Raw genomic sequence first — 21699 nt, 5'->3', positions numbered from 1 at the left:
CCTCCTGGCTCTCGGCGATGGTATCCACCCCGTAGACGCGGCAGCGGCACCGGATGTGAGGTCACCGGTCGACGGGATCGGACGCCCCGGGCCGACGGGGCCGGACGGTCCGACCGAACCGGTCCGGGTGATCGGGCCGGGCCGTCGAGCAGGTACCCTTGAACGCCCGGTCCGGGCACTCCACACTGTCGGGTGTGTGCGAGCGTCCGGGCCGGGTCTCTCGTCTCCGGCCGCCGGGCCCCGTTCTGATCGCCGGTCGGGCTAGTGGCGCGTGCTGAAGTCGCTCTCGCCCACGGGGGTGATCTCGCTCACCTCGACCCGGTCGACCCGGGCCCCACGAGGTCCCTCGTCCAGCCACTCGAGCAGCAGCGCCACCCGGTCGGGCCGTCCCTCGACCTCGACCTCGACGGTCCCGTCGGGCAGGTTGCGGACGAAGCCGCCGACGTCCAGTCGGTCCGCCTCGCCCTCGGTCGAGAAGCGGAAACCCACGCCCTGCACCGAACCGTGCACGAGGGCCCGGCGTCTGATCACGTCGTCCATCGCTCGACCGTACCCGCGCCTCCTCGGGCTCGCCCTCGTTCCGCGCCCGGACGTCTCACCCCGCCACGAAATGGACATCCCGCCACGGAAAGGGATGGCGGGATGTTCATTTCGTGGCGGGGTGGCGGGGCGACGGCTCACGCAGGGCGACGGCCGAGCCGACGCCGGTCGCCTCGCTACTTGTCGACCGTCGACATGTCGGCGTAGCGGGCGCCCTTCGGCGCGGCCACGTCGTCGAGCTGGTGCACCTGCTCGGCGTCGAGCACCACGTCGTCGGCCGCGACGTTCTCGTCGAGGTAGGCGCGGCGCTTCGTGCCCGGGATCGGCACGATGCCGTCACCCTTGGCGAGCAGCCAGGCGAGCGCGACCTGACCCGGTGTGGCGCCGACGGCCCGGGCGACCTCGTCGACCTGCTGCACGATGCGGACGTTGGCCTGCAGGTTGTCGCCCGAGAAGCGGGGAGCGAACCGGCGGAAGTCGTCCTCGGCGAGCTCGTCCACCGAGCGGATGGTGCCCGTGAGGAACCCCCGACCGAGCGGCGAGTAGGGCACGAAGCCGATGCCGAGCTCGCGGACGGTCGGCAGGATCTCGGCCTCGGGCTCACGGCTCCACAGCGACCACTCGGTCTGCAGGGCGGTGATCGGGTGCGTCGCGTGGGCACGGCGGATCGTCTCGGGCGCCGCCTCGGACAGCCCGAGGAACCTCACCTTGCCGGCCGTGACGAGCTCGCCCATGGCGCCCACGGTCTCCTCGATGGGCACGAGCGGGTCGACGCGGTGCTGGTAGTAGAGGTCGATGTGGTCGATGCCGAGGCGCTTCAGCGAGCCGTCGACCGACCGGCGGACGTACTCGGGGCGACCGTCGACCGTGCGTTCGGCGCGGGCCTCGGGGTCGGTCACGTTGCCGAACTTCGTCGCGACGACGGCCTGGTCGCGGCGGCCCTTGAGGGCGCGGCCGAGCAGTTGCTCGTTCGTGTGCGGGCCGTACATGTCGGCGGTGTCGAGCAGGGTGACGCCCACGTCGAGCGCGCGGTGGATGACGCGCACCGACTCGTCGTCGTCGGTGCTGTTGCCGGTGTAGAAGGCGGACATGCCCATGAGGCCGAGGCCGAGGCGGCCGACGTCGAGTCCGCCGTCGACCTGGCCGAGTGTGGTGTTCTTCATGGTCCCGAGCCAACTCCCTCGCACCCGGTGCGGGCACATGCCCGGCCCACGGGCCGACGGACCGCAGGAGGCGCGGTGCCCGTCGACCGGACACCGCGCCTCCTCTGCCTCGTGGGGTCGGGCCCCGGGGGCCGCCGCGGTCAGCGGCGCCCCGCCCGGCGACGGGTGACGGCCGAGCCCGTGACGAGCGCGAGGCCGAGGGCCAGGGCGGCCGCCGCGACGCCGAGCGGCAGGCCCGGCTCGCTGCCCGTGTAGGCGAGCGGCCGGCCCGAGCCGCCGGTGCCCGTGCCGCCCGTGCCCTGGCCTCCGGCTGCCGGCACGACGGGAGCCGGCGTGACGGTCGGGTCGGGGGTCGGCTCGGGGTCGGGCACCGGGGTCACCACGGGAGGCGCGGCGAGGGTGATGGTCGGGACGGTCCCGTCGGCGGTCGGCGCCGTGAACGACCCGATGGCCTCGCCGTCGGCCACGACGTCGTAGGTCGTGCCGGGGACGAGGTCGTCGGCCCGGTAGACGCCCGCGGCGTCGGTGGTCGGGGTGGCGACGGGCTCGGGGTCGGTGGCGTCCGCCTCGATCAGCGACAGCTCGAGGTCGGCGGCGGGCGTGCCGTCGGAGTCCACGACGGTGCCCTCGACCGACACGGTCGCGGGGGCCGCGATCTGCACGGGCGGGATCGTCCCGCTCGTCGCGGGTGCGGTGATCGTGACGGCCGAGTCGACGTCCTCGTTGAGGACCACCTCGTACTGTTCGCCAGGGGTGAGGCCGTCGGCCGTGAACGAGCCGCCCGCGCCGGTCTCGACGCTCGCCACCGGCGCGGTCTCGCCGACCGGCACGATGTCGACCGTCGACCCGGTCGCGGGTGCCGATCCGTCGGGGTTCACGATGCTCGTCGTGATCTCGACGGTCGGGTCGAGCGTGATCGACGCGCCGGAGGCCGTGGTGACCGGACCGCGGGCGATGCCCGTGACCTCGTCCACCAGGTCGTACTCGGCCGCGGGGTCGAGCCCCTCGAAGGTGACCGAGCCGTCGGCTCCGGTCGTCCCCGACGCCACCGGGTCGATCTGGCCGGGCACGACGATGCTCACCGGACGGTCGGCCACGGGCGTCCCGTCGGCCTCCACGACCGTCACCGTGAGGGGCGCGGTGGCCACCGGGGGCACGGCGCCGGCGAAGGCGAAGTCGAGTCCGGGGGAGTCGTCGCCCGCGATCGTGAAGGGCACGGCAGGCAGATCCGCGGCGTCCTCCGGTGTGGTGACGTCGACCTCGTAGGGCGTGCCCGAGACGAGGCCGGGGACCGACCAGGTGCCGTCGGGGCCGACCGTCGTGGTGGTCCCGACGACCTCACCGGTCGCCGGGTCGACGACCGTCACGATCGCTCCGGGGTAGGCCGCGCCGTCGTTCGTCACCACCCCGCTCGCGGTGAAGGTCTTGGTCACGAACCACGTCTGGTAGACGGGGAACCCGGAACGCTGCTGGTACGTGAAGGTCAGCGTCGACAGCGGCACGGTCGGGCTGAACCAGGCGGCGGCGCCCTCGGTGTCGGACGCGGTGGCGTTGCCGGTCAGCACGCCCGTGGCGGCGTTCCAGGTCGGCACGTCGCGCAGTCCCGCGGCGTCGCACGACGGCGACGGACCGCCGGCCGCGGTGCGGCAGTAGTTGTACGTGCTCCCGAAGCCGAGGGCGTCGGCGGGCACGGCCACACCGTCGGCGCCGGTGGCCGACACCGTCACCTGGTCGGCGTCGACGTCACCGAGCACGAACGACCAGTCGCTCGCGGGGGTGGCGCGATCGAAGGTGTAGGTCGTGACCGAGGCGGCGGCCGCGGTCGGCGAGTCCTGGGCGGGACGGAGGTTGAGGTAGGGGCGACCGCGGCTCGAGTCGTACTCGGCGCCGACCGGCGTGCCCGTGCCCTGCCACGTGCTCGATCCGCTGGGGATCGTCGCCTGGCGCGAGGTCGACGTGACCGTCGCCTGCGGGAAGTCCCCGGGGAGCGTCATCGTGCCCGTGTAGGCACGAGCCGTCCCGTCGACGGTGAAGTCGGCCCAGCCGACCGCTCCCGGTCCGGCGGCGGAGGCGCTGGTCGCGCCCCCGAGGGCCAGCGCGCCGGCCACGACGACCGTCACCCCCGTCGCCGCCCATGCCCTGATGCGCCTGTCGATCATGTCGTCGTCCCTCCGGCCCCACCCCTGATCGCGGGCCACGAGGTCGAGGTTATGTCAGGTGTGGTCGTCGTGTCACACCCGGACCGACCCGAGGCGTCGTCGCGGGCGTCGCCGCGTGCCGGGGACGACGAAGGGGCGCCGCCTCGCGACCGGTCACCCGGTGCGGAGGTCGGCGCCCCTTCGGGGACGTCGTGCGTCAGCGCTTCTTGGCGTCGGAGACGATGTCCTCCGAGTGGCCACCCGTCGCGCCCTTGGCCTTCTTGTCGGCGCGCTTCTCCTTCAAGGAGCGCACGGCAACCTTCGCGGTGCCTTTTTTCGCTGATTTCTCTGCCATGGTGGTGCCTCCGTCGCGGACCGAGATGATCCGGTCCGCCCGAGGCTACGGTGCCGCGGCCCCGGTGTCTGTAGCCGCGGCCATCTTCACGGCTCCTACACTGCCCAGTGGCCCGGTCCGCCTCACGCGAGGAGTCCGTGTCCGACCACCCGCCCGACCCGACGACACCCCGAGACGACAGGCCCCGATGACCCCCGTCCCCACCTCGACCCCGGTCGCCCCGACGCGCAGCGAGCGCCTCGACGAGCTGCCGTTCACCTCGAAGCACCGTCGCCTGTTGGCCGGCTCGGGCATCGGTTGGGCCCTGGACGCGCTCGACGTCGGCCTGCTCTCGTTCGTCATCGCCCAACTGATGACCGTGTGGAGCGACCAGGCCGGACAACTGGCCTGGGTCGCGTCGGCCGGGTTCGCGGGCATGGCGATCGGCGCGGCCGTCGGTGGTTCGCTGGCCGACCGCTTGGGCCGCAAGACCGTCTTCGCCCTGACCCTCTTGCTCTACGGCCTCGCCACCGGCCTCTCGGCCCTGTCCTGGTCGGTCGGCGTGCTGCTCGTCCTGCGCTTCGTCGTCGGACTCGGCCTGGGCTCCGAACTGCCGGTCGCGTCGACCCTCGTCAGCGAGTTCTCACCCCGGCGCATCCGGGGCCGGGTGGTCGTCCTGCTCGAGGCGTTCTGGGCCGTCGGCTCGATCGGGGCCGCCCTCGTCGGCTACCTCGTGATCCCGACGAGCGACGACGGCTGGCGCTGGGCCCTGCTGATCGGTGCCGCTCCCGCGCTCTACGCCGTGTTCGTCCGCCTCAGGATGCCCGAGTCGGTGCGCTTCCTCGAGTCGAAGGGGCGTCACGACGAGGCCGAGCGCACCGTCCGCGGCTTCGAGCAGGCGGCCGGCGTCGCCGCCCCGACCGTGGCCGCCGAGGAGGCGCGGGTCGTCGAGAAGCCGGCCCGCGCCTCCGTCGGCCGGCTCTTCGGTGCCGGCATGGCTCGCCGCACGGTCGCGATCTGGGTGGTCTGGTTCATGACCAACTTCTCGTACTACGGCGCCTTCGTCTGGCTGCCGTCGTTGCTCGTCGCGGCCGGGTTCCCGCTCGTGCGCTCGTTCGGGTACGTGCTGATCATCACCCTGGCGCAGCTGCCGGGCTACGCGGCCTCGGCCTGGTTGATCGAGAAGTGGGGACGCCGGGGGACGCTCGCGACCTTCCTGCTCGGGTCGGCCGTCGCGGCCGTCTTCTTCGGCTTCGGGGCGGTCAGCGGCAGCGTCGCGCAGATCCTCGTCGCGGGCATGGCCCTGTCGTTCTTCAACCTCGGCGCGTGGGGGGCGCTCTACGCCGTGACGCCCGAGCTCTACCCCACCCCGCTGCGGGGCACGGGCGCGGGGTGGGCCGCGGGCGTCGGGCGCATCGCCTCGATCGCCGCGCCGCTGTCGGTGCCCCCGCTGATCGCCCTCGGGGGGCCGCCCACCCTGTTCGTCGTCTTCGGCGCGGTCTTCGTCGTGGGGGCCGTCGCCGCCACGATGCTGCCCGAGCTCCGCGGCACGCGGCTCGCCGAGTGAGCGCGCGTCGCCGTCCGTCGCGTCGTCGCCTCACGCCTCGCCGGCTGCTCGGAGTCCTCGTGGTGCTCGTGGCGGGGGCCGTCCTCGTGGCCTTCCCGCGCCTCCTCGGCGACGGGTCGGCGGGTGGCGACCCGGGAGGCGCGGGTGCGGTCCCCGTGCCCGCGAGCGTCCCGGCCGCGGCGGTCGAGGCCGTGGTCGACCGGGTCGTCGACGGGGACACCGTCGTCGTCCTGGTGGCGGAGGAGCGCGAGCGCATCCGCCTGATCGGCGTCGACACCCCCGAGACCGTGAAGCCCGACGCGCCCGTCGACTGCTTCGGACCCGAGGCGAGCGCCTTCACGACGGCCACCCTGCCCGAGGGGGCCACGGTCTGGCTCGAGGACGACGCCTCGCAGGGTGACGCCGACCGCTACGACCGGCTGCTGCGCTACGTCTGGTCGCCGGACGGCACGATGCTCAACGAGCGGCTCGTCGCCGAGGGCTACGGGCGCGAGGACACCTACGACGACGCGTACCGCTACCGCGACCGGTTCGTCGCGGCCGAGGCGTCGGCCGAGGCGTCGCGGGTCGGGCTCTGGGGCGCCTGCGGCTGAACCGACGGACGCCGGCTCGGCCACCAGAACGCGTCACCGGTGAGGAACACGAGCGCGGGCACCAGCACGGTGCGCACGACCAGGGTGTCGAGCAGCACGCCGAGGCAGACGATCACGCCGACCTGGGTCAGGGCGACGACCGGCAGCACGCCGAGGACGGCGAAGACGGCCGCCAGCAGGATGCCCGCACTCGTGATGACGGCGCCGGTCGAGGCCAGGGCCCGCACCATGCCCTCGCGGGTGCCGTGCACGAGGCCCTCCTCGCGGGCCCGGGTGGTGAGGAAGATGTTGTAGTCCACCCCGAGGGCGACGAGGAACAGGAACGCGTACAGCGTCACCGCCGTGTCGAGCGCGGGGAACCCCAGCACGTTCTGGAACAGCCAGGTCGAGGCCCCGAGGCTCGCGAAGAACGTGGCGAGCACCGAGGCGATGAGCAGGACGGGGGCCACGAGCGAGCGCAGCAACAGGGCCAGGACGGCGAACACGATCGCCAGGATGATCGGCGCGATCAGGTCGATGTCGGCCTGCGCCGCCACCTTCGTGTCGTAGGCGGTGGCGTCGCTGCCCCCGACGAGCGCGTCGGCGAGGCCGCCGCCGGCGTCGGCGTACCCGGCACGCAGACGCTCGACGGTGGCGAACGCGGCGTCGCTCTCGGGTTCGGCGGACAGCTGCAGGTCGACGCGCGTCAGTCCGCCCTCGGTCTCGCCGGTCGTGGCCGTGTCGACGCCGTCCGTGCCCGACGCGAGCGCGGTGGCCTCGTCGGCGACCGTCGAGGGGACGATCACGGTGGTGCGGCTGGTCAGCCCCGCCGAGAACGAGTCGTCGATCACCTGTTGCGCGGTGACCGAATCGGGGTCGCCGAGCAGCTGGTCGGTCTGCGAGAGGCCGACGGCGTAGCCGCTCAGGCCGAGGCAGAGGACGCCGATGCCCGCGACGGACGCCACGGCCACGACGGCCGGACGGCGTCGGACGCCGCGCCCGAGACGGTCCCAGAAGCCGCGTCGCGGTGCCGCGTGGTGCGCCGCGCCTCCTGCGGTGGCGTCGGCCGTCCGCGTCGCGTCGGCCCCGTCGGGCACGCGGTCGCGCCCGGACGAGGAGGCGCGGGGCACGAAGGGCCAGAACAGCCCGCGACCGCAGACCACCAGGGCCGCCGGCAGGGCGACGAGGGCGAACACGATCGCGACGCCGACGCCGATCGCACAGGCGAGACCGAGGGCCCGGTTGCCCGTGAGCGACGCGAGGAGCAGCGTGAGGAGGCTCAGGGCGACCGTGCCGCCGCTGGCCGCGATGGCGGGCCCGGCGCTCGTCACGGCCGTGCGCATCGCGCGATGGCGGTCGGGCTCGAGCAGCAGTTCTTCGCGGTAACGCGCGACGAGCAGCAGGGCGTAGTTGGTGCCCGCGCCGAAGACGAGCACCGAGAGGATGCCCGAGATCGAGGCGTCGAGCGGGATGCCCAGGGGTTCGGCGACGGCGGCCGCGACCCGGCCGGCCAGGGCGTCCGCGGCACCGACGACGGCCAGCGGCACGATCCACAGCACGGGGCTGCGGTAGGTGACGATCAGCAGCACGGCCACGACGACCACCGTGACCAGCAGGAGCCGGAAGTCGGCCCCGGCGAAGGCGTTCGCGATGTCGTCCTGGAACCCGATCGGCCCGGTGAGCAGGGCGTCCAGCCCGGCGGGCAGGTCGGCCGAGGCCGCGTCCCGCAGGCTCGTCGCCGTGCCCGCGACGTCGGCGTCGACCGTCGTGGCGTCGAGCGGGACGGCCACGATCGCCGCGGTGCCGTCGTCGCTGATCTGCGGCCGGACGGCCTGCGGGGTCGTGGCGAGCTCGGCGAGGGCGGCCGCCCGCTCGTCGACGGCGGTCAGGTCGGCGGCGTCGAGCCGGTCGCCGTCGTGGCTGAAGACCAGGATGCCCACCGTCGTCTCGGCACTCGGGAAGGTCGTGAGCAACTCGGCCACCTGGGCCGACTGGCTCGTGTCGGGGACTCCCGACGGCGGGGCCGCGTCGCCCTCGCTCTGCGGCAGGACCGTGAAGAGCAGGGCGACGGCGACGGCCGTCGCGGCGAGCACCGCCCAGGCGGTGCGGTGGCCGCTGACGATGCGGGCGAGGGTGCGCATGGTGATCCTTCAGTCGCTGAATGTCTTAGGAGCTAAGAGTATTGCAGATCACAGGAGCATCGACCAGACTCGTCACGCAGGAGGTTCCATGCCCACCCCGAGAGACCCGGGCCCCACGGCCCCGTCGACCCGTCCGTCGCGCTCGCCGCAGGCCGACGAGATCGTCACCCACATGCAACGGCTGACCACCGAGTCCCAGAAGGTCGCCCAGGCCTTCGCCTCGCGACACGGTCTCGGCCACATCGACCTCGAGGCGCTGCTGCACGTCATGCAGGCCGAGCGTGACGGCGACCCCGTCACCGCCGGCGGTCTCGGCGAGCTCCTGGGCGTCACGTCGGGGGCGGCGACCGGAGTCATCGACCGCCTCGAGAAGGTCGGGCACGTGCACCGCAGCCGCGACGACGCCGATCGGCGCCGGGTGCTCGTCCGCTACTCGGATCGCGCCCGCGAGGTCGCGGGCGCGTTCTTCGGGCCGCTCGGCGTGATGAGCGACCGGGTCATGGCCGAGTTCGACGAGGCCGAGCTCGAGACCGTCCGACGGTTCCTCGAGGGCATGTCGGGCGCGATGGCGGAGCGGGCCCGCGAGGTGGGGCGACCCGCCTGAGGCGAGCCGCGCCTCCTCGGGGTGGCGAACGGCCCCGACCTCCTGGGCGTCGGCGGGAGCGGGTAACGTCGTGGTGACCCCGGAAGGCAGGTTCTCCGTGACCGACCACGTCTCGGCCCTCGATCTCTTCTCGATCGGCATCGGCCCCTCGAGCTCGCACACCGTCGGCCCCATGAGGGCCGCCCGCGAGTTCCTGCTCGGTCTCGACGTCGACGGCCGGCTGACCGACGTCGTGCGGGTCGAGGCCGTGCTCTACGGCTCGCTCGCCGCCACCGGCCTCGGCCACGGCACTCCGTCGGCCGTCCTCGCCGGCCTCGCGGGCATGCAACCCGAGACCTGTGACCCCGAGGTCGTCTCGGGCATGCAGCAGGCGGTCGAGCAGGGCGGCGGCCTGCGGCTGCTCGGCCGGCACCAGATCGCCTTCGCCCCCAACGACCTGCGGATGGCGCCGCTGACGCGCATGCCCCGGCACCCCAACGCGATGAGCGTCGAGGCCTTCGACGCTCACGGCGAGAGCCTCGCCCGCGAGGTCTACTTCTCGGTCGGCGGGGGCTTCGTCGTGCGGGACGGTGACGACGAGCGGGCCGTGCCCACCGCCGAGGCGCCGTTCGCCTTCACCGACGCGGACGACCTGCTGCGCCTCTGCGACTCCGAAGGCGCGTCGATCGCCGACCTCGCCTGGCGCAACGAGGTCGCGCTGCACGGCGAGGCCGACGCCGCGGTGGGGCTCGACTCACGCTGGGCGGCCATGCGGGCCTGCGTCGACGCGGGTCTCGAGGCCACGGGCGTCCTGCCCGGCTGGATGAAGGTGCCCCGACGCGCCCGGCAGTTCGCGACCATGCTGCGCCAGCAGGACGAGCGGGCGACCGCCTTCGCCCTCGGCGGCTCGGCGATCGACCAGGGCCGCGCCTCCTCGCTGTTGGCCTCCGACCTGCCGGCCCAGTGGCTGCAGGCCTACGCGATGGCCGTCAACGAGGAGAACGCGGGCGGCGGGCGCGTCGTCACCGCCCCGACCAACGGCGCAGCCGGCATCATCCCGGCGGTCGCCTACTACGCCATGAGGTTCCACGGCGCGACCGATCACGAGCTGTCCCGCACCTTCCTGCTGACGGCGGCGGCGATCGGGTCGCTCTACAAGCGCAACGCGTCGATCTCGGGGGCCGAGGCCGGCTGTCAGGGCGAGGTCGGCTCGGCCGCATCGATGGCCGCCGGCGCCCTGACCGCCCTTCTCGGCGGGACGCCCCGCCAGTTCGAGAACGCGGCCGAGATCGCCATGGAGCACCACCTCGGCCTCACCTGCGACCCCGTGGGCGGCTTCGTGCAGGTGCCCTGCATCGAGCGCAACGCGATCGCGGCGGGCACGGCGGTCGCCGCCACCCGCATGGCCCTGCTCGGCGACGGCAGCCACGTCGTCAGCCTCGACACCGTCATCGAGACGATGCGCCAGACCGGCCGCGACATGAAGGACAGCTACAAGGAGACCAGCCGTGCCGGGCTCGCGGTCAACGTCATCGAGTGCTGAGGACGACCGCGTCGGAGGCCCGCCCGGACGTTCCTCGGGTCGTGTCGCACCCCGCCGCTAGCCTCGTCGCATGACCCCGTCGCGCCGCCCCACGCCGTCCCGCCCCGCGACCCCGGGGGGCACCGACGCTCCGCGGCTCGACCCCGTCGAGCCCCGGGGGCTCGTCGATCTCGGCACCGACCTGCTGGGTCCACGCGACAGCCGTGAGCTCGAACGGTACGTCGACGCCGACCTGACCGGTCGCGACCTCGAGGGGTCCGAGTTCACCGAGTGCGTCTTCGAGTCGCCGCGGCTCGGATCGGCCCGACTGCGGGGCGCCCGCCTGGTCGAGTCGGTGCTGGCCGACTCGTTCGCCCCCGAGTTCGCCGCCTCGCGCAGCACCTGGCGTGACGTCCGCGTCGAGCGGCCCCGGTGGGGGTCGGCAGAGCTGTTCGACGCCGAACTGCGGTCGGTGCACCTGGTCGGCGGCAAGGTCGACTTCCTCAACCTGCGCGGGGCGCGCCTCACCGACGTCGTGATCGAGGGCTGCACGATCGGCGAACTCGACCTCGGGGGTGTGCAGGCCCTGCGGGTCGCGCTGGTCGACTGCCGCATCGGCACGCTCGACGTGACCCGCGCCTCCTTGTCGCACACCGATCTGCGCACCAGCGACTTCTCCCGCATCGACGGTTTCGAAGGGCTTCGTGGCGCGACCATCGACGACCTGCAGCTGGCGACCTTCGCCCCGACGATGGCGGCTCACCTCGGGCTCGTCGTCGGCTGAGCCCGGGCTCGTCGACGGCTGAGCCCGGGCCGCCCGTGCGACGCCCGGCTACGCCCTGGCCGAACACGTCGGGGCCGCACGAGGCGGCGGTGCTATCGTCGCCGACAGAGCAACGCGCTCCGGGGTCAGTGAAAATCTGAGCCGGCGGTCACAGTCCGCGACCCGCGTCGTCCCCGAGAGGTGGCGGCCGGTTGAACCGGTGGAACCCCGGTACCGACGGTCATAGTCCGGATGAGAGGTGGCGCGGGCCCGGTCGTCCCTCAGCGGACCCCCGGGCCGATGCCGACCCTCGCGTCGCGCACCCCCGGAGAGCCCTCGGCACACAGCCAGGCAGACCGGAGGACGACATGACGACGCAGGCGACCACGCCCCGCGGGCCCGATGCACGCACGCACCGACCCACCGACCCGACGGGCCCGGTGGTGCGCTGATGTTCACCGGCCTCGTCGAAGAACTCGGACGCGTCGAGCGCGTCGCCGACCAGGGGGACAGCGTCCGCCTGACGGTCCACGGCCCCGCCGTGCTGACCGACGCCGCGCACGGTGACTCCATCTCGGTCAGCGGCGTCTGCCTGACGGTGGTCGAGCAGCAGGGTGACACCTTCACGGCCGACGTCATGCGGCAGACCCTGGCCATGAGCACCGTGGGGACGTTCGGCCCCGGGACGCCCGTCAACCTCGAACGAGCCGCCCGCGTCGGCGACCGCCTGGGCGGTCACATCGTCCAGGGCCACGTCGACGGCACGGCCACGGTCGTCGAGATCGAAGAGGGCGAGGCCTGGCGTCGGGTCCGGTTCGACCTCGCCGAGGACCTCGCGCCCCTGCTCGTCGACAAGGGGTCGGTGACGCTCGACGGCGTCAGCCTCACGGTGAGCGCGATCAGCGAACCCGGCGAGGTGCCGGGCTGGTTCGAGGTCAGCCTCATCCCCGAGACGCTCGCCGTGACGACCCTGGGCGGCAAGGCCGTCGGCGACCGCGTCAACGTCGAGACCGACGTGCTCGCCCGTCACGTGCGCCGCATGCTGCGACTGGACGCGCTCGACGCCGACGGCCCGCGCGGTGCGGCCACCCCGGCCGACGCGGCGGACCTGCGGGACGCCGCCGTGACGGGGCGCCCGTGACCGTGTCGACGCCCCGGGAGGAGGGGCGGGTCGACTCGCGCCTCGCCCCGATCGAGCTCGCCCTCGAGCACCTGCGCCGTGGTCGCCCGGTCGTGGTGGTCGACGACGAGTCCCGCGAGAACGAGGGCGACGTCGTCCTGTCGGCCGAGTTGGCCTCGGCCGAGTGGATCGCCTGGACGGTCCGGGTGTCCTCCGGTTTCGTCTGCGCGCCGATGACGAACGAGATCGCCGACCGACTCGACCTGCCGCCGATGGTCGCCCACAACGAGGACGCCCGGGGCACGGCCTATACCGTCAGCGTCGACGCGGCGGCCGGCGTGACGACGGGGATCAGCGCCTCCGACCGGGCGACGACCCTCCGCACGCTCGCGTCGCCGACCAGCGTTCGCGACGACCTGCACCGCCCTGGGCACGTCCTGCCGCTGCGCGCCCGTGACGGCGGAGTGCGTGAGCGCGATGGCCACACCGAGGCCTCGGTCGACCTGATGAAGGCCGCGGGGCTGCGACCCGTGGCCGTCATCAGCGAGATCGTGGGCGACGACGGCGAGATGATGCGACTGCGGGCTCTGCTCGACTTCGGGGCCCGCGAGGGCGTGCCGGTCGTGACGATCGCCGCTCTCGTCTCCTGGCTGGGCGACCGCGACCTCGACGCACCATCCCCTGCGTCCGACTCCCGGGCCACCGACGCCACGACCACCACCCGCACGACCGAAGGAGACCGCGCATGAGCGGAGAAGGCGCCCCCACCGAACTCGACGTCGACGGCACGGGAATCCGTGTCACGATCGTCGCCGGCACCTGGCACGAGACCATCACCGACGGCCTGCTGGCCGGCGCGCTGTCGACGGTCGAGCGCCTCGGCGCCACGGCCACGGTCGTGCGCGTGCCCGGCAGCTTCGAACTGCCCGTCGTCGCGAAGGCCGCGCTCGAGGCCGGGGCCGACGCGGTCGTGGCCCTCGGTGTCATCATCCGCGGCGGCACGCCGCACTTCGAGTACGTGTCCGACGCCGCGACCTCGGGCCTGCTGCGGGTGACGCTCGACACGGGCAAGCCCGTCGGGTTCGGCGTGCTCACCCTCGACGACGAGCAGCAGGGCCTCGACCGGGCAGGCCTCCCCGGCTCGAAGGAGGACAAGGGTGCCGAGGCCGCCCACGCCGCCGTCGCGACGGCCGTCCAGTTGCGCGACCTGGCCCGGGCCGGCACGGCCCGCGTGGCCGGCTTCTGACGACGGAGGCGGTGCCGGGGCGACGAGCGTCCCGGCACCGCGCCTCCTGACGGTCTGGCGTCCTGCCCGTCGCGCCCGTCGGGACCCTCGGGCCCCTCGGGCCTAGGCGAAGACCTCGGACAGGAACGTCTCGAGCTGCTGCCACGAGCGACGATCCGCGCGGGCGTCGTACTGGGCCCCGTGATCGGGTGCGTCCGTCCCGGGGACGGCGAAGGCGTGCATGACGCCGCTGTAGCTCAGCACCTGCCAGTCGGGTGCCTCGGCGGCGCGCATCTCGTCCTCGAAGCCGACCACGGCCTCGTCGGGCACCACCGGGTCGGCGGCACCCGTCATCACGAGCAGCGGGGCCGTCACGGCACCCTTCTCGGCGGGCATCCCCGTCCCGAGCCCTCCGTGGAACGACACGACGCCGGCGACGTCGGCACCCGCGCGGGCCAGCTCGAGGGCACCCGAGCCGCCGAAGCAGTAGCCCATCACCGCGATCCGCGACGGGTCGACGCCCGGCTCGGCGCGCAGGCGCTCGAGGTTCGCGAGCAGGCGCGACCGGAACAGCTCGACGTCGCCGTAGTACTTGCCCGCCTCGCCGGCGGCCTCCTCGGGCGACGGGCGGACCCCCTGCCCGTAGACGTCGCCGGCCAGCGCCACGTAGCCGAGCCGCGCGAGCATCTGCGCGCGCACCTTGACGTGGTCGACGACGCCGAACCAGTCGTGCAGCACGAGCACGCCGGGCACGAGCCCGGACGAGGAGGCGCCGGCCGGCGTCGCGAGGAACCCCTCGAGATCGACGTCGGTCGCCGCGTAGACCTCGTCCGACGTCGTGACGCCGCCCGGGTCGGGCACGCTGTCGAGGACGCGCTGAAGGTCGGGTGAGAGGGCGGGAGTGGGTTCGGTCGTGGTCACACGGGGACGCTACTCCCGGCGGGTCGGACGGTGCCGGGGGCGGTTCAGCCGGGGGCGACGATGCGGGCGACGGCCTGGCGGACGACGTCGCACCGACGCTGCTGCGGGCCGGTGTGCAGGTTGGTGGCCTCGGGCGTGACGAACCAGGCCAGCACGACGCCGAAGACCATGGTCAGCAACTCGTCGGCGTCCCAGCCGGACGAGATGTCACCCGCGTCCTGGGCCGCACGCACCGAGTCACGGCGCGCCTCGAGCTGACCGTGGTCGAGCACGCCAGGGCTCGGCAGCGCGACGCCCTCGATCTGGCCCCAGAGCAGGAGGCGCGCGTCGTCGGGGTTCGAAGCCAGGTGGTCGTAGAGCGCGCTGGCCCAGCCCGGCAGGTCGTGGGCGTCGAAGGGGACGACCGCGACCCAGCGGCCGATGCTCTCGCCGAGGGCGGCGTCGAACAGGTCGCGCTTGGTCGAGAAGTGGGCGTAGAGCCGTTCTTTGCTCGCCTCGGCGTCGCGCGCGATCGTGTCGACGCGGGCTCCGGCGAGGCCGCGGGCCGCGAACTCGGTCCGCGCCGCCTCGAGCAGCCGCTCCCGCGGAGGGGTGGGTCGTCGTGCCATGCCCAGAGCATAGGGGCTGCACCTCTCCGGACCACCTGGTTCGGAGAGAGGTCTTCGCTTACCGGCCGGACCGGTTCGCCCCGCGTCCGGGAGGGCGCCGTCGCGGAGGTGGGCCGTCGCGTCGTCGGACGGGTCAGAGCGCGCGGGCGTCCACCAGGTCGACGCCGGCCGCCGCCGCGACGCCCGCGTTGGTGATCTGCCCCGCGACCGCGTTGACGCCGCGGGCCAACGACGCATCCGCCGCGATGGCGTCACGCCACCCCCGGTCGGCGAGGGCGAGTGCGTAGGGCATGGTCGCGTTGGTCAGGGCCCGGGTCGAGGTCTGGGGGACCGCGCCGGGCATGTTGGCGACGCAGTAGTAGACGCTGTCGTGGACGGCGAAGGTCGGGTCGTCGTGCGTGGTCGCGTGCGAGCCCTCGAAGCAGCCGCCCTGGTCGATGGCGATGTCGACGAGCACCGACCCGGGACGCATCGACGCCACCATCTCGTCGGTGACGAGCTTGGGGGCCTGTGCGCCGGGGATCAGAACCGAACCGATCACCAGGTCGGCGGCCGCGACCTGGGCGCCGATCTCGTAGGCCGTCGAGGCGCGGGTCTGCACCCTGCCACCGAACTGCACCTCGAGGGCGCGGAGGCGCGGAAGCGACACGTCGATGACGGTCACGTCGGCGCCGAGGCCGAGGGCGTTCGCCGCGGCGTGTTCACCGGCGACGCCGCCGCCGATCACCACCACCTTCGCCTTCGGGGTGCCGGGGACGCCGCCGAGCAGCACGCCCGTGCCCCCGATCGGCTTCATGAGGTGGTAGGCGCCGACCATCGTGGAGAGGCGGCCGGCGACCTCGCTCATGGGCGAGAGCAGCGGGAGGCTGCGATCGTCCCGCTGGACCGTCTCGTAGGCGATCGCGGTCGTGCCGGACGCGAGGACGGCCTCGGTGCACTCGGGTGAGGCCGCGAGGTGCAGATAGGTGAAGAGGGTCTGGTCCGCCCGCATGAGCGGGTACTCGGCCGCGATCGGCTCCTTGACCTTCATCAGCAGATCGGCCTCGCCCCAGACGTCGGCCGCGTCGTCCACCACCGTCGCACCCGCGGCGACGAACTCGGCGTCGGTGAACCCCGACCCCCGTCCGGCGCCGGCCTGCACGATCACGTCGTGTCCACGGCGGGAGAACTCGTGGACTCCGGCCGGTGTCGCGGCGACGCGGTTCTCGTTGTTCTTGATCTCGGTGGGGATGCCGACGCGCATGGTTCGTCCTCTCGGGGAGTGGCCTCGACGACGGGCGGCCGGTGCACGCCTCTGTTCGCCGAACTGAGGTCAGTGTGCTGTTTCGTGCCGATGCGTGCCAAGCTCTCCGCACGAGATTCTGTGCAGGCCCTGCCTGGCCGCACGATCGACGGTGAGGGGCGGGACGAGGCATGGCTGCGACGAAGGACGTTCGGCTCGACGAGATCGACCGGCAGCTCGTGCGCCTGCTGCTCGCGAACAGTCGGACCCCCAACGCCACGTTGGCCGCGCAGGTCGGGATCGCTCCGTCGACCTGCCTCGCGCGCCTCCGGTCCCTCGTCGAGCGCGGCGTCGTCGCCGGCTTCGGAGCCGACGTCGACCTGTCGGCGCTCGGACTCGACCTGCAGGCGCTGATCAGCGTGACGATCCTCGCGTCGGCCCGACAGCGGATCGCCGCCTTCTCGGCCGAGATCCGGGCCCTGCCGCAGGTGGTGCAGCTGTTCTTCCTGGGCGGGTCCGAGGACTTCATCATCCACCTGGCCGTCCGCGACACGAACGACGTCCGCGAGTTCGTCCTCGACCACCTCTCGGCGCACCCGGCCGTCGCCTCGACCCGGACCAGTCTGGTCTTCGAGCACCACCACCCCGGCCCGACCGTCTGACCGATCAGCCGGTGCCGTGCCGTGCCGAGCCAGGGGCCGGCGTCAGCGCGTGGCGGCGAGCGTCATCGGCAGGTGGGGGATGCCGTCCTCGAGGAACTCGTCACCGTCGACCACGAAGCCGAACCGGGCGTACCAGCCCGAGAGGTGGGCCTGGGCGTCGAGCCGGACCAGTCGACCGTCGCACTCGTCGACGGCCGACCGCATGAGGTCGGCCGCGAGCCCGCGACCGCGAGCCGACGACGCCGTCGCCACCCGGCCGATGCGACGGTCGTCGCCGTCGTGCAGCACCCGGAGCGTCGCCAGGACCCGGGCGTGGTCGTCGGCGAACCAGAGGAGGCGCGCGGTCGGCTCGAGGTCGCGCCCGTCGAGCTCGGGGTAGGGGCACTCCTGTTCGACGACGAAGACGTCGACCCGGAGGCGGAGGATCTCGTAGAGGACGACGGGGTCGATCTCGGCGACGGACGACGAGTGCTGGGTGGGGGTCACACGGCCACGCTATCGGCCTCGCGCGCGTGACCGGATGCCGCCTTCGGGCGGGTCACCGGGTCTCGCCCAACGGCATGGTCGTGAAGTCCCCGCCGACGGGTGCGTCGGGGGGCAGGACCTGACCGGCGAAGCGGTCGGCGAACGCCTCGGCGTCGTCCTCGGGGTGGTAGCCGATGGCCTCGCCCGCCGCGAGCGACACGACGCGACGGGTGTTGTGACTGACGCCCCAGACGACGTGGTGCCCGGCCGGTGCGGTCGTCAGGGTGGCCAGGATCAGCCGCGTCGCGTCGGCCGGGGACAGCCAGGTGCCGAGGCTGCGGACGTCGTGCGGCTCGACCTCGGCCGTCATGATGCGCGCCGACACCACGGTCGAGCCGAAGCGGTCGGCGTACAGGCTGCCCACCGCCTCGAGCAGCACCTTGCTGACGCCGTAGAAGGTGTCGGGCCGGGGGGCCGGCACGTCGTGGTCGGCGGCGCTCGAGCCCGGTTCGAACCCGACGGCGTGCACCGAGCTGGCCGCGAGCAGCCGGGTCACGCCGGCCCGACGGGCGGCCTCGTTTGCCACGTAGGCGCTCTCGACGTTGAGGTCGCGGATCTCGTGCCACGTGCGCTCGCTGGCGTGCGACGCGAGGTGGACGACCAGGTCGGCCCCGGAGAACGCCACGGTGAGGGAGTCGAGATCGGTCACGCCGACGTGCTCGAAGGTCTCTCGTCGTCGGAGGTCGCCGGGTGGCGTGACCACGTCGAGCAACCGCAGGTCGTGGCCGGCCTCGAGCAGAAGAGGGCGGACCCAGGTCGCGATGCGGCCCGAGCCTCCCGTGATCGCGATGGTCGCCATGTGTGCCGCCTCTCGTCGGGGGCTCGTCGGCCCGTCCCGTGGTCCTGCCCCGATCCTGCCCGGGACCACCGACAGCGCCCGCGGGGCACGCCACGCGTCCGCCGAACCGCCCTCGCGACGCGTCCCCGCGTCCCCCGGATGCCCCACCCGAGCCTGACAAGGCTCTGGCGAAGGCCTGGCAGAGATCTCCACGACCCCGGTCGGTGACGCGTCACCTCCTACCGTGGCCGAGGGCCCGACGACGTGCCACGACCCCGTCCCCGACCGAAAGGCACCTCGTGTCGTCAGCTCTCTCGTCCCTCGGCCTCCTCCTCGTCCGCGTCGTCCTCGGGGTCGTGTTCGTCGCCCATGGCTGGCAGAAGCTCGCCGTCGACGGCCTCGCCGCGACGCAGGGCGCCTTCGGGGGCATGGGCATCCCGCTCGCCGAGGTCGCCGCCCCGGTCGCGGCCGTCACCGAGCTCGCCGGTGGCGTCGCGCTCGTGGTCGGCGTCGCCACCCGTGTCGCCGCCGCGCTCCTGGCGGTGACGGCGGTCGTCGCCCTGGTCGCCGTCCACCTGCCGAACGGCTTCTACTCGACGACGGGTGGGTTCGAGTACGTCCTCGTCCTGGCGGTCGTCTCCGCCGCGGTCGTGCTCACGGGGCCGGGCCGCTTCGCCCTCGACGCCCTGGTCGTCCGGGGCCGGCGCGCCCGTCGCGAGGCCCCGGCCCCGCTGCCCGCCACCGTCTGAGTCGGGGCCGAGCGGGTCGGGCGCGAGGCCGGGACGGGTGAACGTGACGCACCCGCGAGGGTGATTTGCGCCTCCTCGTCCCGTCCCGGCCCCCGATCCGTGGTCGGCTGGATGCCGATGATCCCCGCCAGCGACCGCTTCCGCCGCTCCGGCGGCCGACCCCGCACCGGGTCGCCCGTCCTCGTCTTCGGGGACGTCCTCGACGACATCATCGTCACTCCCCGGGCGGAGGACGGCACCGGGACCGAGACGGCCGCCACCATCCGGCACCGGGCCGGGGGTTCGGCGGCGAACACGGCGGCGTGGCTCGGGTCGCTGGGGGTCGAGGTCTCGTTCGTCGGTCGGGTCGGCACGGCCGACCTGCAACGCCACGCGCAACTGCTCGCCAACGCGGGGGTCGTGGCCCGTCTGTCCTACGACGCCCACGACCCGACGGGCACGGTCGTCATCACCGTCGACGGCTCGTCGCGCATCATGTTCACCGATCGGGGGGCCGGTGCCTCGCTGAGCCCCGACGACGTCCCCGACGACCTGGTCGCCGGGGCCGGTCTCGTGCACTTCACGGGCTACACCGTCGCCCAGTCCCGCAGCCCGGTCGCCCTCCGACGCCTCGTGGGACGGGCCCGGGAGGCGGGGGCGCTCGTCTCGGTCGCCCCGGGCAGCGCCTCGATCGTCCGCCGCTTCGGGGCGTCGGCGTTCCTCGCGGCCGTCCACGGAGCCGACCTGTTCTTCCCGTCGGACGAGACCGCTCGCGAGCTCACCGGGCTGGACGACCCGGTCGCCTCGGCGACGGCGCTCGCCGAGCAGGTCGGCGTGGTCGCGATCGTCGCCGACGACGGGGGTGCCGTCGTGGTCTCGCGGGGGCAGCAACCGGTCGTGGTCGACGGGGTCGTCTCGCGCTGGGTCGACTCGGTTGGTCTCGTGGACGCGTTCTCGGCCGGGTTCATCGCCGCGTGGGCGACGACGGGCAGCCTGGGGGTCGCGGGTCGGAGTGGGGCCCGTGCCGCCGCCCGTGCCGCCGGGGTCGCCGGAGGACGGCCGCCCGCCTGACGGCGTCGGGCTCGCCTGACGACGCCTGGCCCGCGTGACGACGCCTGGCCCGCCTGACGACGCCTGGCCCGACGAGCCCTTCGGCTACCGTGCGCTCTCGGCGCTCACCAACACGGTCTGGACCCGGGGCGGATGCTCGGGGGTGAGCCGGATCTCGAACCGGACGACGCCCCGGGCTCCCCGTCGTCGCCAGATGACGTGCGAGGGCGCGGACGACTCGTCGGGCGGCGATGCCTCGCCGTCGTCGTCCCAGCCGCCCACGGACTCGACGGCGGCGGCCCAGGAGGCGCGGCGTCGGTCGAGCGGCAGGTCCGCTTCGACGTTCTCGCTGAACAACCCGTCGGGCACGGCGCCGCCGAGGACGACGACCTCGACCGCCTCGCGTGCCGCCGACGTCTCGGGCCACGGCCGCACGACGACGCGGGCGTCGGGGCGCTCGGCCATCAGGCCGTCGAGCGCGAGCCCGATCGGCTCGGAGACCTTCGAGTAGGTCGCGTTCTCGAACCCGATCGCGCCGAGGCCGGTCGAGGTCTGCCAGCGCATGTGGGCCGAGAACCCGGGGTAGCCCCCGCTGTGCGACACGACGGGGCCGTGGTCGGGGTAGTGCTCGACGAACAGACCGAACCCGTAGCCGCCGGGGTGCCCGACCCGGGCGGGGACGAAACGCTGCACCTGTTGCATCTCGCGTCGGGAGGCGCGCGCGAGGATGCCGTCGAGGTCGCCGCGGCCCTCGGGGTCGAAGGCGGAACCCAGCCAGCGCGCCCAGCGCGCCAGGTCGGTCACGGTGCTGAACAAGCCGCCGATCGGCGAGAACGCGCCCGGGCCTGAGAACGGCAGGGGGTCACCCCCGTCGGAGGTGCGGCGATGGCCGATCGCGACGCCGCCCGTCGCCCGCACGGTCGCCTCGAAGCCGGTGGCCGTCAGGCCGAGCGGTTCGAGGATCGTCGACTCGACGACCTCACGGTAGGGCTTGCCGGCGACGGCCGCGATCGCCCGGCCCACGAGGGCGAAGCCGAGGTTGGAGTAGGCGAAGGTGGTGCCCGGCACGCTGTCGAAGCTGAGCCCGGCCCGCAGCAGGGCGTCGAGTCCGTCGTCGGTGAGGGATTCTTGCCGGTCGCCCCAGGGATCGTCCGTGGGGAAGCCGGCCGACATGGTCAGGAGCATGCGCAGGGTCGGCACGGGGGAGTCGGCGGTGGGCAGGGCCACGTCGGCGAAGGCGGGCACGAAGTCGGTGATCGGTGCGTCGAGGGACACGAGCCCGGCTTCGCGCTGGGCGAGCAGGGCGGTGGCGGTGAAGCTCTTCGTGCACGAGGCGATGCGGTACGCCGTGTCGACGCCGGGCGCGGTGCCGGGGGCGACCTGGCCGTAGGAGCCGTCGTGCGTGACGCCCGAACGGTCGAAGGTCGCCCACACGGCGCTCGGGCCGCGCCGCTCGGGAGCGCGTGCGGCGAAGACGGCGTCGATCCCCGTGGGTGGTTCGGTGCGGTCGGGTCGTGATGACGTCGTCACGGAGGCG

General features: G+C 73.7%; 20 protein-coding genes, 1 pseudogene and 1 riboswitch. Of the genes and pseudogenes, 11 read left to right on the top strand and 10 right to left on the bottom strand.

The annotated features are described in order from the left end of the window. Positions 1 to 261 precede the first annotated feature (261 nt). The 3 genes from ACIOSR_RS04935 to ACIOSR_RS04925 form a co-directional block, all read right to left on the bottom strand. Entirely contained in the window at positions 262 to 540 is a 279-nt protein-coding gene (locus ACIOSR_RS04935; protein WP_402751967.1) for an acylphosphatase, read from the bottom strand. 176 nt (positions 541 to 716) lie between these two features. Next, entirely contained in the window at positions 717 to 1703 is a 987-nt protein-coding gene (locus ACIOSR_RS04930) for an aldo/keto reductase (protein ID WP_159826022.1), read from the bottom strand. Between the two features lie 140 nt (positions 1704 to 1843). After that, positions 1844 to 3862: a hypothetical protein gene (locus ACIOSR_RS04925; protein ID WP_402751966.1), complete on the bottom strand. Its 2019-nt coding sequence runs from the start codon at positions 3860 to 3862 to the stop codon at positions 1844 to 1846. Positions 3863 to 4383: 521 nt separating this feature from the next. On the opposite strand from ACIOSR_RS04925, the gene ACIOSR_RS04920 reads away from it, so the two are divergent. Next, entirely contained in the window at positions 4384 to 5742 is a 1359-nt protein-coding gene (locus tag ACIOSR_RS04920) for an MFS transporter (RefSeq protein WP_173151410.1), read from the top strand. After that, positions 5739 to 6335, top strand: a complete 597-nt coding sequence (locus ACIOSR_RS04915) for a thermonuclease family protein (protein ID WP_402751965.1) — start codon at positions 5739 to 5741, stop codon at positions 6333 to 6335. Before ACIOSR_RS04920 ends, ACIOSR_RS04915 begins: the two co-directional genes overlap by 4 nt. On the opposite strand, the gene ACIOSR_RS04910 is transcribed toward ACIOSR_RS04915, so the two are convergent. Next, positions 6260 to 8455, bottom strand: coding sequence for an MMPL family transporter (locus ACIOSR_RS04910; protein ID WP_402751964.1), 2196 nt, complete (start codon positions 8453 to 8455; stop codon positions 6260 to 6262). The two genes, ACIOSR_RS04915 and ACIOSR_RS04910, sit on opposite strands and share 76 nt — an antisense overlap. A gap of 88 nt (positions 8456 to 8543) precedes the next feature. Between ACIOSR_RS04910 and ACIOSR_RS04905 the strand changes: the two genes are divergently transcribed. The 6 genes and pseudogenes from ACIOSR_RS04905 to ribH all read left to right on the top strand — a co-directional run bounded on the left by ACIOSR_RS04905 (position 8544) and on the right by ribH (position 13689). Beyond that, complete coding sequence (locus ACIOSR_RS04905; protein ID WP_123570553.1) at positions 8544 to 9059, top strand: MarR family winged helix-turn-helix transcriptional regulator; 516 nt, start codon at positions 8544 to 8546, stop codon at positions 9057 to 9059. 97 nt (positions 9060 to 9156) lie between these two features. Beyond that, complete coding sequence (locus ACIOSR_RS04900; protein WP_402751963.1) at positions 9157 to 10581, top strand: L-serine ammonia-lyase; 1425 nt, start codon at positions 9157 to 9159, stop codon at positions 10579 to 10581. A 70-nt stretch (positions 10582 to 10651) separates the two neighbouring features. Further along, positions 10652 to 11344, top strand: coding sequence for a pentapeptide repeat-containing protein (locus ACIOSR_RS04895; protein WP_173151402.1), 693 nt, complete (start codon positions 10652 to 10654; stop codon positions 11342 to 11344). 112 nt (positions 11345 to 11456) lie between these two features. After that, positions 11457 to 11591: riboswitch (FMN riboswitch) on the top strand. Between the two features lie 183 nt (positions 11592 to 11774). Next, on the top strand, positions 11775 to 12464 hold the full coding sequence (locus ACIOSR_RS04890) for a riboflavin synthase (RefSeq protein WP_267658770.1): 690 nt from the start codon (positions 11775 to 11777) through the stop codon (positions 12462 to 12464). 2 nt (positions 12465 to 12466) lie between these two features. Then, positions 12467 to 13085: pseudogene (ribB, locus tag ACIOSR_RS04885) on the top strand (3,4-dihydroxy-2-butanone-4-phosphate synthase); the annotation flags it as partial. 103 nt (positions 13086 to 13188) lie between these two features. Further along, positions 13189 to 13689, top strand: coding sequence for a 6,7-dimethyl-8-ribityllumazine synthase (ribH, locus tag ACIOSR_RS04880; protein ID WP_056046630.1), 501 nt, complete (start codon positions 13189 to 13191; stop codon positions 13687 to 13689). A gap of 102 nt (positions 13690 to 13791) precedes the next feature. Here the strand turns inward: ribH and ACIOSR_RS04875 are convergent, their stop codons facing one another. The 3 genes from ACIOSR_RS04875 to ald all read right to left on the bottom strand — a co-directional run bounded on the left by ACIOSR_RS04875 (position 13792) and on the right by ald (position 16440). After that, positions 13792 to 14589 (bottom strand): dienelactone hydrolase family protein, encoded by a 798-nt coding sequence (locus ACIOSR_RS04875; protein ID WP_402751962.1) that lies wholly within the window; start codon positions 14587 to 14589, stop codon positions 13792 to 13794. A gap of 44 nt (positions 14590 to 14633) precedes the next feature. Then, positions 14634 to 15197, bottom strand: a complete 564-nt coding sequence (locus tag ACIOSR_RS04870) for a TetR family transcriptional regulator (protein ID WP_056225368.1) — start codon at positions 15195 to 15197, stop codon at positions 14634 to 14636. A 133-nt stretch (positions 15198 to 15330) separates the two neighbouring features. Then, positions 15331 to 16440, bottom strand: coding sequence for an alanine dehydrogenase (ald, locus tag ACIOSR_RS04865; protein ID WP_402751961.1), 1110 nt, complete (start codon positions 16438 to 16440; stop codon positions 15331 to 15333). 170 nt (positions 16441 to 16610) lie between these two features. On the opposite strand from ald, the gene ACIOSR_RS04860 reads away from it, so the two are divergent. After that, positions 16611 to 17081: an Lrp/AsnC family transcriptional regulator gene (locus ACIOSR_RS04860; RefSeq protein WP_056046623.1), complete on the top strand. Its 471-nt coding sequence runs from the start codon at positions 16611 to 16613 to the stop codon at positions 17079 to 17081. A gap of 42 nt (positions 17082 to 17123) precedes the next feature. On the opposite strand, the gene ACIOSR_RS04855 is transcribed toward ACIOSR_RS04860, so the two are convergent. Both ACIOSR_RS04855 and ACIOSR_RS04850 read right to left on the bottom strand, forming a co-directional pair. Further along, positions 17124 to 17567 (bottom strand): GNAT family N-acetyltransferase, encoded by a 444-nt coding sequence (locus ACIOSR_RS04855; protein ID WP_402751960.1) that lies wholly within the window; start codon positions 17565 to 17567, stop codon positions 17124 to 17126. 52 nt (positions 17568 to 17619) lie between these two features. Next, complete coding sequence (locus tag ACIOSR_RS04850) at positions 17620 to 18405, bottom strand: NAD-dependent epimerase/dehydratase family protein (RefSeq protein WP_402751959.1); 786 nt, start codon at positions 18403 to 18405, stop codon at positions 17620 to 17622. Positions 18406 to 18683: 278 nt separating this feature from the next. Here ACIOSR_RS04850 and ACIOSR_RS04845 point away from each other — a divergent pair, with 278 nt between their 5' ends. Then, positions 18684 to 19133: a DoxX family protein gene (locus ACIOSR_RS04845; protein WP_402751958.1), complete on the top strand. Its 450-nt coding sequence runs from the start codon at positions 18684 to 18686 to the stop codon at positions 19131 to 19133. A 117-nt stretch (positions 19134 to 19250) separates the two neighbouring features. Then, the gene (locus tag ACIOSR_RS04840) at positions 19251 to 20183 is read left to right on the top strand and encodes a carbohydrate kinase family protein (protein ID WP_192124545.1); all 933 of its coding nucleotides are present in this window, start codon (positions 19251 to 19253) and stop codon (positions 20181 to 20183) included. An 84-nt stretch (positions 20184 to 20267) separates the two neighbouring features. Here the strand turns inward: ACIOSR_RS04840 and ACIOSR_RS04835 are convergent, their stop codons facing one another. Next, positions 20268 to 21692 carry a serine hydrolase domain-containing protein gene (locus tag ACIOSR_RS04835; protein WP_402751957.1) on the bottom strand — a complete coding sequence of 475 codons (1425 nt, stop codon included), beginning with the start codon at positions 21690 to 21692 and terminating at the stop codon, positions 20268 to 20270. Positions 21693 to 21699: the final 7 nt, after the last annotated feature.

The sequence above is a fragment of the Frigoribacterium sp. NPDC087798 genome (assembly GCF_044742985.1).
GTDB lineage: Bacteria > Actinomycetota > Actinomycetes > Actinomycetales > Microbacteriaceae > Frigoribacterium.
This window is presented reverse-complemented; position numbering and strand designations above follow the sequence as displayed.